At 43.1% G+C, this 15,675-nt stretch carries 17 protein-coding genes; 6 read left to right on the forward strand and 11 right to left on the reverse strand.

Annotated elements, in window-relative coordinates; all coding sequences use genetic code 11:
* Positions 1-131 precede the first annotated feature (131 nt).
* The 3 genes from mscL to F2B13_RS12090 all read right to left on the reverse strand — a co-directional run bounded on the left by mscL (position 132) and on the right by F2B13_RS12090 (position 2,394).
* Complete coding sequence (mscL, locus tag F2B13_RS12080; RefSeq protein WP_149273399.1) at positions 132-539, reverse strand: large conductance mechanosensitive channel protein MscL; 408 nt, start codon at positions 537-539, stop codon at positions 132-134.
* A gap of 86 nt (positions 540-625) precedes the next feature.
* Positions 626-1,750 carry an alanine racemase gene (alr, locus tag F2B13_RS12085; RefSeq protein WP_149304319.1) on the reverse strand — a complete coding sequence of 375 codons (1,125 nt, stop codon included), beginning with the start codon at positions 1,748-1,750 and terminating at the stop codon, positions 626-628.
* The gene (locus F2B13_RS12090; protein ID WP_149304320.1) at positions 1,750-2,394 is read right to left on the reverse strand and encodes a thymidine kinase; all 645 of its coding nucleotides are present in this window, start codon (positions 2,392-2,394) and stop codon (positions 1,750-1,752) included. The genes alr and F2B13_RS12090 overlap by 1 nt, the downstream gene beginning before the upstream one ends.
* Positions 2,395-2,517: 123 nt before the next feature.
* Between F2B13_RS12090 and F2B13_RS12095 the strand changes: the two genes are divergently transcribed.
* On the forward strand, positions 2,518-3,225 hold the full coding sequence (locus F2B13_RS12095; protein ID WP_149275378.1) for a hypothetical protein: 708 nt from the start codon (positions 2,518-2,520) through the stop codon (positions 3,223-3,225).
* A gap of 37 nt (positions 3,226-3,262) precedes the next feature.
* Here F2B13_RS12095 and F2B13_RS12100 read toward each other — a convergent pair whose 3' ends face one another.
* Positions 3,263-4,102 (reverse strand): hypothetical protein, encoded by an 840-nt coding sequence (locus tag F2B13_RS12100; protein ID WP_149304321.1) that lies wholly within the window; start codon positions 4,100-4,102, stop codon positions 3,263-3,265.
* Positions 4,103-4,324: 222 nt separating this feature from the next.
* Here F2B13_RS12100 and rsmI point away from each other — a divergent pair, with 222 nt between their 5' ends.
* Positions 4,325-4,993 carry a 16S rRNA (cytidine(1402)-2'-O)-methyltransferase gene (rsmI, locus tag F2B13_RS12105; RefSeq protein ID WP_149273408.1) on the forward strand — a complete coding sequence of 223 codons (669 nt, stop codon included), beginning with the start codon at positions 4,325-4,327 and terminating at the stop codon, positions 4,991-4,993.
* A gap of 68 nt (positions 4,994-5,061) precedes the next feature.
* Here rsmI and F2B13_RS12110 read toward each other — a convergent pair whose 3' ends face one another.
* A complete protein-coding gene (locus tag F2B13_RS12110; RefSeq protein WP_149273410.1) occupies positions 5,062-5,664 on the reverse strand; it encodes a carboxymuconolactone decarboxylase family protein in 603 nt (200 codons plus the stop codon).
* Between the two features lie 50 nt (positions 5,665-5,714).
* Between F2B13_RS12110 and F2B13_RS12115 the strand changes: the two genes are divergently transcribed.
* From F2B13_RS12115 to F2B13_RS12125, 3 genes are all read left to right on the forward strand, one after another.
* Positions 5,715-6,143 (forward strand): OsmC family protein, encoded by a 429-nt coding sequence (locus F2B13_RS12115; protein ID WP_149273412.1) that lies wholly within the window; start codon positions 5,715-5,717, stop codon positions 6,141-6,143.
* Positions 6,144-6,434: 291 nt separating this feature from the next.
* Complete coding sequence (gene recJ, locus F2B13_RS12120) at positions 6,435-8,123, forward strand: single-stranded-DNA-specific exonuclease RecJ (RefSeq protein ID WP_149304322.1); 1,689 nt, start codon at positions 6,435-6,437, stop codon at positions 8,121-8,123.
* A gap of 246 nt (positions 8,124-8,369) precedes the next feature.
* Positions 8,370-9,629 (forward strand): MFS transporter, encoded by a 1,260-nt coding sequence (locus F2B13_RS12125; RefSeq protein WP_149304323.1) that lies wholly within the window; start codon positions 8,370-8,372, stop codon positions 9,627-9,629.
* Between the two features lie 36 nt (positions 9,630-9,665).
* Here the strand turns inward: F2B13_RS12125 and F2B13_RS12130 are convergent, their stop codons facing one another.
* Complete coding sequence (locus F2B13_RS12130; protein WP_149304462.1) at positions 9,666-10,421, reverse strand: UDP-2,3-diacylglucosamine diphosphatase; 756 nt, start codon at positions 10,419-10,421, stop codon at positions 9,666-9,668.
* A 55-nt stretch (positions 10,422-10,476) separates the two neighbouring features.
* The gene (locus F2B13_RS12135) at positions 10,477-10,926 is read right to left on the reverse strand and encodes a 6-pyruvoyl trahydropterin synthase family protein (RefSeq protein ID WP_149304324.1); all 450 of its coding nucleotides are present in this window, start codon (positions 10,924-10,926) and stop codon (positions 10,477-10,479) included.
* A gap of 87 nt (positions 10,927-11,013) precedes the next feature.
* On the opposite strand from F2B13_RS12135, the gene F2B13_RS12140 reads away from it, so the two are divergent.
* A complete protein-coding gene (locus F2B13_RS12140) occupies positions 11,014-11,655 on the forward strand; it encodes a 2OG-Fe(II) oxygenase (protein ID WP_149304325.1) in 642 nt (213 codons plus the stop codon).
* A gap of 10 nt (positions 11,656-11,665) precedes the next feature.
* Here F2B13_RS12140 and F2B13_RS12145 read toward each other — a convergent pair whose 3' ends face one another.
* The 4 genes from F2B13_RS12145 to F2B13_RS12160 all read right to left on the reverse strand — a co-directional run bounded on the left by F2B13_RS12145 (position 11,666) and on the right by F2B13_RS12160 (position 15,672).
* Positions 11,666-12,886 (reverse strand): PHP domain-containing protein, encoded by a 1,221-nt coding sequence (locus F2B13_RS12145; protein ID WP_149304326.1) that lies wholly within the window; start codon positions 12,884-12,886, stop codon positions 11,666-11,668.
* A gap of 69 nt (positions 12,887-12,955) precedes the next feature.
* Entirely contained in the window at positions 12,956-13,204 is a 249-nt protein-coding gene (locus F2B13_RS12150) for a hypothetical protein (protein ID WP_149304327.1), read from the reverse strand.
* Between the two features lie 311 nt (positions 13,205-13,515).
* On the reverse strand, positions 13,516-14,286 hold the full coding sequence (locus tag F2B13_RS12155; protein WP_149273430.1) for an enoyl-CoA hydratase/isomerase family protein: 771 nt from the start codon (positions 14,284-14,286) through the stop codon (positions 13,516-13,518).
* A 54-nt stretch (positions 14,287-14,340) separates the two neighbouring features.
* Positions 14,341-15,672 carry an MATE family efflux transporter gene (locus F2B13_RS12160; RefSeq protein ID WP_394348970.1) on the reverse strand — a complete coding sequence of 444 codons (1,332 nt, stop codon included), beginning with the start codon at positions 15,670-15,672 and terminating at the stop codon, positions 14,341-14,343.
* Positions 15,673-15,675 lie beyond the last annotated feature (3 nt).

Below are 15,675 nucleotides of genomic sequence, written 5' to 3' on the forward strand. Positions count from 1 at the left end.
AACAAAATGTTTCAAAATTAACATTTTAGCATAAAAGAACCGCCAAGGCAATTGCGATTTACATTGGCGGTTTTATAAAAATAAGGGTTTGGTAGCAGTACTGCTCCCTTTCTCGATAGCGCGAAAAGCGTTTAATTCTTCTTTTTTAGTTCATCTCGAATTTCAGCAAGAAGCTCTTCCGTGGTCGGGCCCTTAGGAGCGGGTTCTGGCTTGGGCGCACGCACTTTATTGTACGACTTGACTATCATGAACAATACAAAGCCCACAATAATTAAGTTTATAATTGAATTGACCCAGGCCCCATACCTAATTGCACTTTCAGGCTTCTCTACCGTTCCATCAGCGGCCATTATTGCTTCCGACAGTACTATTTTCATTTCGGAGAAATCCATACCTCCTGCAAAATAACCTACAATAGGCATCATAATGTCATTTACGAACCCATTGACAACAAGGCCAACAGCTCCGGCTAAGATAACGGCAACGGCTAAATCGATTACATTGCCAGTCATAATAAAATTTTTAAATTCTTTCCACATGGTTTTGTGTTTTAGTTGTTAATTGTTTAATGGTGTTTAAATTAATAAAAAAAGTTTTCTAATTAATATGTTAATTTAATTTTGTCCTATCGTATAACTCGTTTCACTCTCTGCGATATTCCTGTCAAAATTTCATACGAAATCGTGCTTGCTGTGCGGGCAAATTGCTCGGCAGTAGGGTCTGCCCCAAAGACAATAACCTCATCACCGACCTCACAGGGTATATTTGTTATGTCTACCATAATCATATCCATACATACATTCCCTATAATAAGGGCACTTTGTCCATTAATCGTCACATAGGTATTTCCACCCCCATATTGTCTTCCAATACCATCGGCATGGCCCAAGGGCAAAGTGGCCGTCTTTTTGGGCCTATCCGAAATAAACGCTCTATTGTAGCCGATGCTTTCCCCCTGTTCAATGTCATGAATTTGTGAGATAACGGTCTTTAGGGTCGCCACTGGATGCAAGTCTCCATCGATTCTTGCATCGTTTCCGAAGCCGTATAGCCCAATACCACTACGCACCATCTCAAACTGTGCTTCAGGATAATTGATAATACCGGAGGTGTTCAAAATATGCCTAAAAGGCCTGCTCTTTAGCCTCAAACTTACCTCCTCCATAATTTGGCAGAACCTTTCAATCTGGCCAAGGGTAAATTCTTTCTCGTTCATATCTTCGGATGCGGCCAAGTGGGAGAAAACAGAGACCACTTTTATTTCTTCGCTTTCATTGAGTTGCCTGGCCACATCTTTGATATCGCTTTGTTGTAACCCCAATCTATTGAGGCCCGTATTGAATTTTAGGTGTACCGGATAGGCCCTCTTTTTTAATTCTCGGGCCTTTAGTAAGAACTTCTCTAAAATTTTTGGGGAGTATAAACTAGGTTCTAGATCATGTTTAATAATATCTTCAAAACTTATCGGTAGGGGGTGAAGCACCAAAATGGGCAGTTTGATTCCGGCCTCACGAAGGGCCATGCCTTCCTTTAAATAGGCTACGGCCAAATAATCGATACCTAAATCTTCCAGGCACTTCGCTACTACTATTGAATCGCTGCCGTAGGCAAAAGCTTTTACCACTCCCAAAAATTTAGTGGTCGGCCGTAACCTCTTCTTAAAATAATGGTAGTTATGGGCCAATGCGCCAAGGTCGATTTCGAGTACGGTCTCACCTAACCGATTCTCTTTATTGCTAAATTGCTCCACTAATTCTCCAATTTCTTATGATCGGGTCGGACCTCCTCGGTTTCCACATCAATCTTACTGATCTTTTCACGAAGCATTGCCTTATAGAAAGCAGCACGGCTCAGGGGTTCATATTCTTCCGTCTCGCCAAGCATTACAATATTGTCGTTGCTCGATTTTCTAAAACTGTAGTTGGCCAAATTTCCTGTTCGGGTACAGACGGCATGCACTTTGGTAACATATTCGGCAGTAGCCATCAAAGCAGGCATGGGACCAAAAGGGTTCCCTTTAAAATCCATGTCGAGACCAGCTACCACAACACGCACCCCTTTATTGGCAAGATCGTTACAGACCGTTACAATTTCGTCATCGAAAAACTGGGCCTCATCGATGCCCACAACATCGCACGTATCACCAAGAATACGGATATTCGCAGCCGCAGGTACCGCTGTAGAACGAATCTCGTTGGCATCATGCGAAACCACTTTGTCTTCATCGTAACGCACGTCGATCATGGGTTTAAAAATTTCAACCTTTTGTTTGGCAAATTGTGCGCGCTTCAACCTACGGATCAGTTCCTCGGTTTTACCAGAGAACATCGAACCACAGATAACCTCGATCCAGCCGAATTGTTCTTTGTGGTTGACAGTATTTTCGAGAAACATTTTGTAATTTTAGACGAAAGTAATGGGTTTTTCGTTGTTATACTGTAAGACAGCTTTAAGGAATAAAGTTAACAAAGATAGAGATACCTTTTTATCTGTTACAAAAGATTAAAAATATCAATGATGAAGAAAAGATTAAAGGAAGAACTTCGGAAGCTTTCTACCGATATCATCACTTCGGGAGATATGAACGATATTGGAGATTTATACACGGCCGCCAAAAATCTTTATGAAAAGCTCGCAGTACTGAAGTTTATAGAAGAAAAGTTACATGATATTGAAGTAGATGTCTCCAAGAGTATTATCGGTGCCAAGTTTGAAAAAATGGCCGCTGCGGTACTGAGTGCAAACTCATCCGTTCCCGAAAGTAATCCACATCAAGAAGATATAATGATTCCAGGTATCGACACCATTAAACACATGGTTTCTGAAATGCCCAACGATACCCCAAAAGCAGATGAAAAACCGATAGACGAGGTGTTGGCCGAGTTTCTGGCAAAACCCGATTATCTGAAGAATGATAAAGAACTTTTTATGCCTCCAAAAGAAGAGGCCCAAAAAAAGGAAACACCCCTAAAGTCACTCAACGATCGATTGGCACATAAGGAAATCAAAGTAGATCTCAATAACAGAATTGCATTCGTTAAACATCTATTCAATGGTAGCACTGAAGACTATAATCGGGTGCTCTCACAACTTAGCACGATAGACTCTGAAGAACGTTCGATTTCTTTTATCGAAAACATGGTTAAACCCGATTATAACCATTGGGCCGGTAAAGAAGAATATGCGGTACGCTTTATGCAAATCATCGAACGGAGGTTTAGCTAGAGGCGATTCACCTTCAAAAATATATTCTTGGGTATTTTCAGGGTTCCTCAAAAAGCATATTCAGGAACTCAAGCATCCCGTGAAAATGGTCTACATGGTCGGGCGCAGTGTTACCTGCAAATGCCAAGACCCTAAATCGACCTTGTTTCGTTTCCGCCAACTGTTGCATCCCCACCGGGCCATGTTTGAGCACTGCATTTCGTGGTAACTTCAATTGCTCGAGCAACCATTCGCTTGTTTCCGTTGTGCTCGCATACGTTCCGGGAAATATTTCCGAATGGGTAATCACTAAGCTTTTTCTACCCGCAACCGCTGCCTTCGCATACTTTAAAAAATTGCTCAACTTATCCGTGTTAAGTGTTCCGCCATCCGCTAATCGGGTCTTATCTGGAATATAATCCGTATGCAGACCGTCTAAAAGTAGGATGCCATCCAATTCATCGAAATGGGATTTTAATAATTCCCGAACCGCACCGTAGCCCGCACTGAAAGAACTGCAATAGATTTTACCGATTTTCTGTAAGGATAATTTGTTCCGTATCGCCACAATAAAATCAAGAAATACCGTGGTGTCTTCAAAAGGCCGGCCATACACCGAAGAGCCTGAGCCTAATTGAACAACGGCCAGGGCCATAGGCCTTTCAAGGTGGTACATCGCATCGATAGGTACAAAGGGAGCCCCATGAAAATGGATTAACAAATCAAGTTCGCCTAAAGTATTGGCAAGGGGAGGAAGGTAAAGGGTAACCGGTTCTGCTAACACGCCTTCCAAGATTTCCTTTCGGCCCAGTTGGACCGTATCCTTGATTCGACCATGTTCCCTAATATGTTCTTGCATGGGTGAGGGCACCTGGGCCATCATTGGTGAAGGGTTCATTTTTTTTGCGCTGCTACATGCCATGCACATGGAAAGGGCAACCGCCGATATCCATGTTTTCGCATAGCAATAGCTTAACCTTTTAAAGGGTACCAATCGTGATTTCATAGTCGAAAAAAGAAAATCGTCTTAAAAGTAATGAAAAAGGAAGCAATTTTTCTATGACAAGGTTTATCTTGAATTAGCTACTTTTGAAGGCAACACGATGGTTAAAAAAAAGAAATGGCCAAACTTTATCTGGTTCCGACACCCATAGGTAATCTAGAAGATATGACGCTACGCGCCATACGTATTTTGAAGGAGGTACACCTTATTTTGGCCGAAGATACGAGAACCAGCGGCAAACTTTTACGGCACTTTGATATTGAAACGCCCATGCAAAGTCACCATATGCACAACGAACACAAGACCGTAAATACGCTTGTCAACCGAATACAGAAAGGTGAAACTATGGCCCTTATTTCAGATGCAGGCACTCCGGCTATCTCCGACCCCGGATTTTTATTGGTTCGGGCCTGTATCGCTGAAGATATACCGATAGAATGTCTTCCCGGGCCCACGGCCTTCGTTCCTGCATTGGTAAAAAGTGGTCTTCCTAGCGACAAGTTTGTTTTTGAAGGTTTTCTGCCGCCTAAAAAAGGGCGCCAGACCCGCTTACAACTTCTAGCCGAAGAAACCCGCACCTTAATCTTTTATGAATCCCCGTACAAACTAGTAAAAACCCTGTCCGATGTCGTTACTTATTTTGGTGCGGACCGGCCGGTTTCCGTATCGCGCGAATTGACCAAAATATATGAGGAAACTATTCGTGGAACCGCCGAAGAGGTACTACAGTACTATTCGGAACACTCGCCTAAAGGTGAAATCGTTATTGTTATTGGGGGGAAATAAGTCTTATTGGCATCTTAAGGTGACTTTTATATAAATTCCTACGGAGTTCCAATATCTATCAAGCAAATTCAATATTCAGAGCCTCCGTGTTTTCCTTGATCCCAGCCATACTTGCCTAAATATTTTTCGCCACTTTCTATCGCTCCCTCTTCCATCGAAGTACCCATCGAATCATTCCATCGGTTAAGATAGCCGAACAAGGCAATGACGCCGAGCATTTCTACGATTTCTCCTTCCGTATAAAACTGGTAAAGCCTTTTCTTGAGTACACTATCTACCGTATTGGGTACTTGCGAAGCCGCTAGTGCAAAGTCAAGAGCCACTCTTTCTGCCTCCGAGAATGCATTATGGGTGCGGTACTTCCAAATATTGTCCAGTTTTTCCTGCTCGGCCCCATAGCGTTCCGCGGCTCTTATGGCATGCGCCTGACAATACCGACATCCCGTAGCGTTACTGCTTACCCAAGCAATCAGACGTTTTAAGGCAGAGGTAACCTGGCCTTCATTTGCCATCACAGCCTTGTTAAGATTAATAAAGGCTTTGGAAATGGCGGGGCGATGTTGCATGGTCAAAACCGAATTCGGACAAAAACCCAAGGTCTCGTTGAAGAACTCAGCCAATTTTTTGGTTTCATCATCATGGTCGGGGTCAAGCGGCGGTACAAGTGGCATGGTTTATTTTCTTTAGATTACTTTTGTAGTTAGAAAATAAACAAAAAATTATGCCTACGAAAAATCATATCAGCACAAAATGGTCGGGAAAGATGGCTTTCGAAAGTACCAACCCTTCAGGGTTGAACTTTACCATTGATGCGAGCCCCGATGATGGCGGTGAAGGAAAGGGATTGCGCCCTAAAGCACTGATGCTTTCAAGTCTGGCCGGATGTTCAGGACTCGATGTGGTTTCCTTGATAAAAAAAATGAAGCTTGAAGTAGATGACTTCCATATCGAGACTATCGCAAATTTAACAGAGGAACATCCCAAATTTTATGATGCGGTCACCGTGGAATATCATTTTCACGGGAAAAATCTTGATGAAAAGAAGCTCCAACGGGCCGTTGACCTTTCTGTTGAAAAATATTGTGGGGTCATGGAGATGTTTCGAAGTTTTGCAAAAATGGACATCCAAATAAGGTATCACCATACCTAATAGTTCTATATAGATAACCTAAGTTTTGTGTACCATTATTTGGCAAGCAAGCAGGCTCCAATTTTCCGGTCCATTTAAATTAGGCAAGTCAAATCTCGATGAAACACCTTATTCAAGGGCTTGTCTGAAATCTAAGGGGCCATTATGGAATCAGTGACACATCTACTTGCATAGAATCTCGGAATGCAAATGGAACAAAACTGGAATGGGTACTGGAAAGCCCATTTGGAATAACATCGTGGCCATTAAAGACACCATGTGCCTTGCTGGTCTATTGAACTTAACTTTATTATGCGTTGGACTATTAAACCTAAGCCTGAACAAAATCGGATAGACCAATTGGCCAGGGCATTAAATGTCGACAGTTTGGTGGCGCACTTGTTGTTACAGAGGGGAATAACCTCTTATGAGGAGGCCAAAAAATTTTTTCGCCCAGAACTCTCCGACCTACATGATCCTTTTTTAATGAAGGATATGCGTAAAGCAGTGTCGCGTATTGAACGAGCCATATCACAAGGAGAAAACATTCTGGTCTATGGAGATTATGATGTGGATGGAACTACTGCGGTTGCCCTTTTATCTTCTTTTTTGTTAACCTATTACCCTAATGTAGCTACTTATATCCCCGACAGATATACCGAGGGGTATGGAGTTTCTTATCAAGGTATCGACTTTGCAGAAGATAATGGGTTTTCACTTATTATTGCGCTAGACTGTGGTGTAAAGGCTATTGACCAAGTAGCATATGCCAAAGCGAAAAAAATCGATTTTGTGATATGTGATCATCATCGGCCTGGAAAAGAACTACCCAGCGCCGTAGCCATTTTAGATCCGAAGAGGGAAGATTGTAAGTATCCCTTTGACGAGCTATGCGGTTGCGGTGTGGGCTTCAAACTTGTACAAGCCTTGGCCGATGCCCACGGAAAAACAATCGAAGATTTGACTCCTTATCTAGATTTGGTGGCAACCGCCATAGGCGCCGATATTGTTCCGATAACGGGCGAGAACCGTGTTCTGGCCTATCATGGCTTGAAAGTAATCAACTCCTATCCTCGGGTAGGTTTCAAAGCCATTATTAATCAAATAAAAAAGAAAACACTCACGATTACCGATGTCGTTTTTATCATCGCCCCACGCATTAATGCAGCCGGACGCATGAAACACGGCCAACATGCCGTAACCCTGCTTGTAGAAACCGATATGGAAAAAGCGGTGGTCTTTGCGAACGAAATTGAGAAATTCAACAAAGATAGGCGTGACCTTGATCAAGAAATAACCCAAGAGGCTCTTTTACAGATCCAGGCCAATAAAGAGGAAAACCGTTTTACTTCGGTCGTCTACAAGGATACTTGGCACAAAGGAGTGATTGGCATTGTGGCCTCCCGATTGACGGAGACCTACTATCGCCCTACCTTGGTCTTTACCAAAAGCGGTGACAAATTGGCGGCCTCGGCACGTTCGGTAAAGGGTTTTGATGTATACACCGCTCTCGAAGGGTGTGCCGAATGTATCGAACAGTTCGGAGGGCACAAATATGCGGCAGGGCTCACTTTGCGGGAAGGACAGTACCAGAATTTCAAGGACAGGTTCGAAAAAGTGGTCGGCCAGACCATTGATCCAAAACTTTTGACCCCTGAAATCTTGGTAGATGCCCCCGTCGATTTTAACCAAATAACCCCAAAACTTTTTCGAATCATTCGACAATTTGCCCCTTTTGGGCCTGGAAACATGACGCCTGTTTTTATGTCTGAAAATCTGTCTGACAGTGGATATGCTAAAGCGGTCGGAGAGGGTGAAAAGCATCTAAAACTTTCGCTGACTCAATATGGTGTAGGTCCTATCGGGGCCATTGGCTTTAACTTAGGGAATAGATTAGACCGCGTTGTTGCGCGTAGTCCCTTTAGTGCTGCGTTTTGTCTTGACGAAAATGAATGGCAGGGAACGGTAAGCCTTCAATTGAAGATTAAGGACATTAAATAAAACCGACCGCCCAGTCTGTTCAACTGGTAGAAAGGATATCAAAAGGCCAAATACAGACTCGTACTATCAAATAGTGGTCCGTTCGTCGATCAAATACTTCACCTACTATTGTCAATCGACCCTAAAAAACCAACTGCCGGGTCGGTAATGGCCAGGGTCAGAGCTAAGAGAACAAAATTGTAGCATTTCGTGCTAGTCGCACGGGATATCGAATTATCTTTGCGACCTCCTTAGTAATCCACCCATATGGATCCTTACGCGGCCTTACGTTTTAAAGAATTCAATGTTTTTTTGGGGGTTCGTTTTGCCATGGTATTTGCCTGGTCGATGCAATTCATTGTTATTGAATGGCAGGTCTATTCTTTAACAAAAGACCCCTTATCATTAGGCATTATTGGGCTTATGGAAGTAATTCCTGCAGTGGCAACCGCCTTATTTGCCGGTCACGTGGTCGACCAGAAAGAAAAGCGCAATTTGTTGGTGAAGTGTATCTTGGGATTTTCTGTTCTAAGCCTTGGGCTTTTTATATTGAGTTGGCCTTCGATGGAAAACAGTATAGCAACCGCTACCGTACTCTATATTATTTACGCGCTGGTTTTTTTAGGTGGCATCGTTCGGGCATTTTTAGGACCGACCATCTTTTCCTTGATTGCCCTTATCGTACCCAAAAAAGTATATCCAAATGCGGCAACATGGAGTACGACCACATGGCAATTAGGTGCTGTTCTAGGGCCTGCCCTAGCTGGTTTTTCCATTAGTTGGATTGGTGTCCATTGGTCTATGTGCCTTATTTTCGCTTTTTCATTGATTGCCCTTCTCATGCTTCTTCAAATATCAAGAAAACCGATACTCAATCCGAAAATAGGCGAACCCGTTTTTCAAAGCCTGAAAGAAGGCCTTCGTTTCGTGTTTGACAACAAGGCCATATTAGGAGCGTTGACTTTAGATATGATCGCGGTTCTTTTTGGGGGAGCTGTTGCCCTTCTTCCGATATTTGCCCAAGATATACTTCACGTTGGCGCCGAAGGATTCGGGATTTTAAGGGCCGCTCCGGCAGTAGGAGCTGCTATAACCATGTTAGGGTCGACCCGGTTCCCATTACATCGCAATGCGGGTAAAAAATTACTGTGGGCGGTATTCGGCTTTGGTTTATGTATTATCGTTTTCGGTCTGTCGACCTATTTCTGGATATCGGTAATAGCCCTATTTTTAAGTGGTGCGGTCGATGGTGTTTCTATGATTATACGGCAGACCATTCTTCAATTAAAGACCCCTGACTCAATGCGGGGAAGGGTCGCTTCTGTAAACTCAATGTTCGTAGGCTCTTCCAATGAACTCGGTGCCTTTGAAAGTGGTCTGACCGCCAAATTGATGGGTACTGTAACGGCTGTGGTTTTTGGCGGCACTATGACTTTACTTACCGTAGGGCTGACGGCCTTTGCCTCACCCACATTCAGGGCCCTCGACCTGCAAAAGGATATCGATGAGCATGAGTCTCAAGATTAGCGCGAATATTACATGCCCAAATTAGTTTTTGCTATATTAATGATAGGTTTCCAATGACAATTTCTTTCCATCGAAAACCGCGTAGGTATAATAAGAGATCCAATCGCCCAAATTTGTATATCGCGATGTTTCGGTAAGATCGATTTCAAGAGGCAGATGGCGATGCCCGAATATGAAATGGTCATAATGTTGGGTCTCGAGCTTGCGCTTCGCATACAGTACAAGCCATTCTTTGTCTTCCCCCAAGAATTTCACGTCGTCGGCTCCTGATATCATTTTATTTCTGACCGAGAAATATTGCGCCAAACGAACACCAAGATCTGGATGCAACCAACGGAACATCCATTTTGCAAAAGGATTTTCAAAAACTTTCTTCATACGCTTATATCCTTTATCGTCAGGTCCTAACCCATCTCCATGGCCGATAAAGAAAGAGGTCGCATTAATTTCAAATTGCTGAGGTCGATGGAAAACAGGAATGTGGAGTTCTTCTTCAAAGTAACCGTTCATCCAAAGGTCGTGATTACCAACAAAATAATAGATAGGAATACCCGAATCGACGATTTCCGCAAGTTTACCCAATGTTCTCACAAAACCTTTCGGTACTACCGTCTTATATTCAAACCAGAAATCGAACAGGTCTCCCACCAGAAAGATAACACCGGCATCTGCTTTAATTTGGTCGAGCCACGCTACAAATTTCCGCTCTCTGGGCTCACTTTTTTCAGCGGTCGGGGCTCCTAAGTGATTATCACTGGCGAAATAGGCCTTTTTGCCCGCTGGAAGTTTTATTGTTCTCATCTAAAAGGTAAATATAACGAATCCCCCTATGGTAGACCAAGACGCTTTAGTTATCCGAAGCAAACCATTCAGCGAACGACGAGTCCGTCTCCTGCAATTTTACCGAATGCAGGCGTATATGCCCAGGAAGGCGCGCTTTTATTTTTGCAGCAAAATCAATCACCATATTCTCACTGGTAGGTTGATAATCGGCCAAGATCACATTGTGCCCCCTGGCTGTTAGCTCTTCCGCCAACTCTATGTGTGGGGTGTTTCGATTAAATACCGTGGCGTGATCGAACCTTTCTACGATTTCCTCCTTAACGATTTTCTTCAGATCACCGAAATCGATTACCATTCCCAACTTAACGTGGGAAGTGTCGGTTATCGGCGTACCGATAACGGTAACGGACAGTTTATAACTATGGCCATGTACATTTCTGCACTTTCCATCATACCCGAATAAGGCATGGCCTGTTTCAAAATTAAATTGTTTTGTAATTCTTATCGTGCCCATAACGTCTTCTTGTAGGGCAAAGGTATTCAATTTGCAAAACCGATCTGTTTTTGAACTACATTTGTCCACTTTTTAAACCACAAAGAAGTGGAAGAGCTATTCGAGCAACTGGCCTTCTCGATCAACCCGCTGGATGAATCGGTAATCGATGATATTTTACAAAATGGGCATAGCGTCATTGACGGCTTTTTGGAGGAGAACCTAGTGCTTTCCCTACGTACTGACCTTTTGAAAAAATATGAAGACGATTGTTTCAAAAAGGCTGCCATTGGCAATCGCACCAATGAAACCATAAAAACGGGTATCAGGGGCGATTTCATTTTATGGATCTATGAACATACCACGGATTACAGCCATAGGTTATTTTTAGACCGTATCAACGATTTGGTCGTGTACTTGAACAAGACCTGTTTTCTAGGTATTTTGCGAACGGAGTTTCATTATGCCGTATACCCTGAAGGAAAATTTTACAAACGGCACTTAGATGCTTTTGAGAACGACGATCGCAGAAAACTTTCGGTAGTCTGCAATTTAAACGAAGATGACTGGCTCCCTGAGCACGGTGGAGAACTGGTTCTTTATCTAAAGGGCACCGCCGGAGAAGTACCCAAGACGGTATATCCATTTCCCGGGAGGGCCGCAGTTTTTGAAAGCCGTGTATTGGAACACGAGGTAAAGGCGGCCATTAGACAGCGACTGAGCATCACCGGCTGGTTGAAAACGCGATAGCCTTTTCTTTTTAGGGAACAGGCAAGATGGGCTGAGTCCAGGCCATTTCGTACCGTAAATCTTCAATGGGGTTTTCCTGTAATTTCGAGGAGGTAATTTTGCATCTTACAAATCGAATATCATCGTCTAGCGCGTATTCGGCACTCGTACCATTTACTATCTTTAGCTCTTCCGTAGTCGTTTGCCCTTTTTTGCAGCCTACAAACACAATCTTATAATCGACATTTTCTTCAGGGGCTACTTCGATTGATAACGTACCTTCTTTATACTGTAATTTCTTTAGATTTACTCCGGTACTTGAATAGAATTTGCCCGCTTCCAGCGAATTAATCAGAGCGGAGGGTAATAAGGTATCTGCCTCTACCATCACCCAGCCCCTTCCGGCATTGCTCCATTTTTCACCAATGGTATGGTAGCTGTGAGAATCATCGGTTGCTAGACCATACATGAGGGGTTTCCCTTTTTCGAGATATGAAATATTGATAAGGTCCCACATCTCTTCGGTAGAAATATGCGTAGAATCACCCATATTATGAACCATAGGATGCCCATTATATACTTCAAAAAAACGTTCCCCATCTAAGGCGATCATATCCTCAAGATCAATACTATAGTAAAAATTAGGATGATTTATATGGGGAATCATGGGCACTCCAGTGGCCTTTCGTTGGTCTAAAACCTGATTTAGGTTATTTTGAAGCACCTCTGCCACACTGTTACCGCCCATAGGTTCAATTTTGTTCTGAATATTAGTGGCGTTCATGTGGATATGCTTGTCTTCAAATCTGTCGGTAATTTCCTCTGACCGTATCACTATAAATTCTCCCGGGGACTCTACCTTGTTACGATACTCTTCATAGGTTTTCAGCTTCACTTGGGTGCGGCCAGAATCAATATGATACGTGACCCATTCTTCACCATAGGTGTCTAGATAGGCCTGAAATGCCTGCTCGTAAATAGAGTCTTCGGAAACGGTAATCCATTTATCTCCTTCGGCTAGCGTATTATGGTCAGAAAGGGCTAAAAATTGATACCCATTGGTTTTATACCAATTCAGGATGACCTCAGGAAATTCGTCTCCATCGCTCCAGTAGGAATGCGTGTGCAGGTTTCCTTTAAACCAGCGCTGCGATGTCTCGCTGGTCGTCGCCGATGAATTTTTCTTGCAACTGCTAAAGACACACAGCAAAACAGATAGAAAAATATAGTTTTTAGATGTGAAGAGGCCCATGAATTCAAATATTGGTTGAATACAAAGGTACTAATTCCTCAGGGCAGATATGGAATGTCTAGTTTAATTTTAAGAGTGCGTTTTGGCTAGAAGGTACAATAGTGCTTTTTCATCAACAATAATGGAAGTATCCACATCTTGAACCAGTAATAAATCGGCAAGATTTTCTTCTATCGGGGCTTGCTCTTTTTTTGAAGTTTGCGCTAGGTAACACTGAACCGCTTTTTTCAATACGGCAATCATCGTAGTCTCTTCAGCCTTGGCGAGGGCCCTGACCTTAAGAAAGAATAGTTCATCAACGTCGATATTTCTTTTCATTACTACATTTTTTCGTCTTTGCGCCGTTATTTTCCTACGCGCTCTTACCGTTTGAATTTTCTACGGGTCCGTATTCGGTTAATGAAGTAAACGGCAAGCACTAGCAAAATCAAAAAAGGAAAGATAAGGTCCCCGTTTAAAAAATTTACAATAGACATATACTTGGTTTTGAAATAGAACGTGAAGGTTATTTACTTATTATTTACGCCGCATTTTATTCCCTCTCATACGATTGATAATGTATATCACAATGACTACTACCGCTAATGTTAAAAAAATCAGGTTTCCGCCCATGTCAGATTAAGAATTAATTAATTGCTTTTGAACTTGGCCAAGGCATTTTTTGTAAACTGGGAAAGCACGAGCTTGCCAGTGAGGGCGGCACGTGATATCAATAAGGTATCCCAATGTGCTGTTCCTTCCCAAAGGGTTTTTTTCCAATCTTGCAACGCCTCTGGATTATACGATGACAACTTCACCACGAAAAAATCCAATTCCTTATCCATTTCCTTACGGGATTCAAAAACCTTTGAAAAAAGTCCTTTTTCTTGCGCCCAATAGGCATTTTTCCATTCCGTGGGGGCGAGGGAGAGTTCGGAAAGTGCAGCAATGCCGATTTTTCTTTCGACCGCAGGGGCGATTACCAGCGGTGCAATACCAATGGTAAGCTCCGACAAGCGAATAGAGGCATCGACCGAAGCAAATACATAGTCACATGCGGCGATCAATCCCACACCGCCCCCTACTGCTTTACCCTGTACTCGGCCCACAATAACCTTCTTGCATACACGCATGGCATTGATCACCTTGGCGAAACCATTGAAAAAAACCTTCCCTTCTTCAAGGTTTGAGACGGCCATTAACTCATTGAAAGAAGCCCCAGCACAAAAAGCGCGATCCCCCTCTGATTTTAAAACGACTATCGTAACGTTTTGATTGTCCGAAAGTTTTTCCAATTCGTCGGTCAATCGGTCCAACATCTCGGCAACAAATGAGTTGCTTGCCGGATGGCCAAAAGTTACCGTGGCTACATGGCCATTTATCTCGGTATATATGCTTCCGTTCTCTCTTGTAGTTTGCATGCTACGAAATTACTGGATTAATCTTTTCCTCTGTATCTTTTTTACCTCCCAAAATTAGGTGTTTTGTAGTAGCGGCAGAAATTTTCTACGGAACTTCCAAACCAATGCCCCTCCTCGAATGGCCATCCAGACCGTAAATGCCACCCAAATTCCATAAAGCCCCCAGTTGAGATATTTTCCGAGAAAAAGTAGGGGAACAAACCCCAAAAAGGTGGCCACAAGTAATGTATTCCTTAAATATTTCATTTCTCCCATTCCCTTGAATACACCGTCAAAAACAAACGCCACTGTATTAATAGGTAGCCCTATTAGTACTATAAAAAAGATGGCAAAAAAGGCATGTAAAACTTCCGGTTCCTTCGAAAAAAGATATCCTATAGGTCTGTAGAAGAGAAAACCTACTGCCACGAGAACAAAGCTGACAAGCATTCCGTAGGAAATTATTTTTCTGGCCAATGACCATAATCCATCATAATCCTTAGCGCCCAAAAGCCTGCCTCCCATAATATTTCCGGCGGCTCCGTACCCATCGATAAAAAAAGCGGAAAATAACCAAAGATTAATGGCTATGGTATGGGCGCCTATGTATCTTGGCCCGAGATCTGTTGCCTCACGAACGGCCAGGATCAATGCGGTATTTAAGGCCAACGCACGAACAAAAAGGTTCAGGCTCATGATCACCAACCGACCAAGCTCTGTATGTAATGGCAGCCTTAACTTGAGACTTATGTCTGTCTTCCATAGGAGTAGAACAAAGGCCATGATAGCCATTATCATTTGGGAGATCAAACTGGCCCACGCCGCTCCTTCTAGGTACATAGGGCTTAGCCATCCCTCGATGCCATACACGAGTATAAAATCCAAAACAACATTTAAAAGCGCACCAACCAGGGCTATTAACATAGGAAAATAGGTGTTCTGTAAGCCACGGAAAATACCCATTACGGCGAATACAAAAAGGGTCAACGGAAAGCCCCATACCCGAATAGCGTAGTATGAGATGCAAAAATCGAGAATCTTGCCCGAAGCATTGAGTAGCTCAAAAATTTCCTCAACAATGAAAATGGTGGACAATAATACCAAGATGCTCAGGCCGATATTCAAAAAAATAGCTTGGGCAGGTAATGTTTTGACCTCTTCCAACCGACCGGCTCCCAAATATTGTGAAATAATGGCGGAAATCGCACTTCGTGTCTGCCCTAGAATCCAAATCAGCATAGAGAGGAACGAGCCCACGATACCCGCAGCTGCCAGCGATTCCAATCCATCTACAGGTATATTGCCAACGATGGCCGTATCGGTAATGGACAATAAGGGTTCGGCGATTCCGGCAATAGTGGCCGGAATCGCCAAATTATTAATACTTTTAAAAGTAACCTTAGCCATCAA

The sequence above is a fragment of the Pareuzebyella sediminis genome (genome assembly GCF_008367235.1).
In the GTDB taxonomy this organism is placed as follows: Bacteria; Bacteroidota; Bacteroidia; order Flavobacteriales; family Flavobacteriaceae; genus Pareuzebyella; species Pareuzebyella sediminis.

Excerpts from the sequence above, each read along its gene's own strand:
- mscL (WP_149273399.1), bottom strand. The coding sequence starts at position 539 with ATGTGGAAAGAATTTAAAAATTTTATTATGACTGGCAATGTAATCGAT.
- F2B13_RS12090 (WP_149304320.1), bottom strand. The coding sequence starts at position 2,394 with ATGTTTCTCGAAAATACTGTCAACCACAAAGAACAATTCGGCTGGATC.
- F2B13_RS12095 (WP_149275378.1), top strand. The coding sequence starts at position 2,518 with ATGAAGAAAAGATTAAAGGAAGAACTTCGGAAGCTTTCTACCGATATC.
- F2B13_RS12100 (WP_149304321.1), bottom strand. The coding sequence starts at position 4,102 with ATGAACCCTTCACCAATGATGGCCCAGGTGCCCTCACCCATGCAAGAA.
- rsmI (WP_149273408.1), top strand. The coding sequence starts at position 4,325 with ATGGCCAAACTTTATCTGGTTCCGACACCCATAGGTAATCTAGAAGAT.
- F2B13_RS12110 (WP_149273410.1), bottom strand. The coding sequence starts at position 5,664 with ATGCCACTTGTACCGCCGCTTGACCCCGACCATGATGATGAAACCAAA.
- F2B13_RS12115 (WP_149273412.1), top strand. The coding sequence starts at position 5,715 with ATGCCTACGAAAAATCATATCAGCACAAAATGGTCGGGAAAGATGGCT.
- recJ (WP_149304322.1), top strand. The coding sequence starts at position 6,435 with ATGCGTTGGACTATTAAACCTAAGCCTGAACAAAATCGGATAGACCAA.
- F2B13_RS12125 (WP_149304323.1), top strand. The coding sequence starts at position 8,370 with ATGGATCCTTACGCGGCCTTACGTTTTAAAGAATTCAATGTTTTTTTG.
- F2B13_RS12135 (WP_149304324.1), bottom strand. The coding sequence starts at position 10,926 with ATGGGCACGATAAGAATTACAAAACAATTTAATTTTGAAACAGGCCAT.
- F2B13_RS12145 (WP_149304326.1), bottom strand. The coding sequence starts at position 12,886 with ATGGGCCTCTTCACATCTAAAAACTATATTTTTCTATCTGTTTTGCTG.
- F2B13_RS12150 (WP_149304327.1), bottom strand. The coding sequence starts at position 13,204 with ATGAAAAGAAATATCGACGTTGATGAACTATTCTTTCTTAAGGTCAGG.
- F2B13_RS12155 (WP_149273430.1), bottom strand. The coding sequence starts at position 14,286 with ATGCAAACTACAAGAGAGAACGGAAGCATATATACCGAGATAAATGGC.
- F2B13_RS12160 (WP_394348970.1), bottom strand. The coding sequence starts at position 15,672 with ATGGCTAAGGTTACTTTTAAAAGTATTAATAATTTGGCGATTCCGGCC.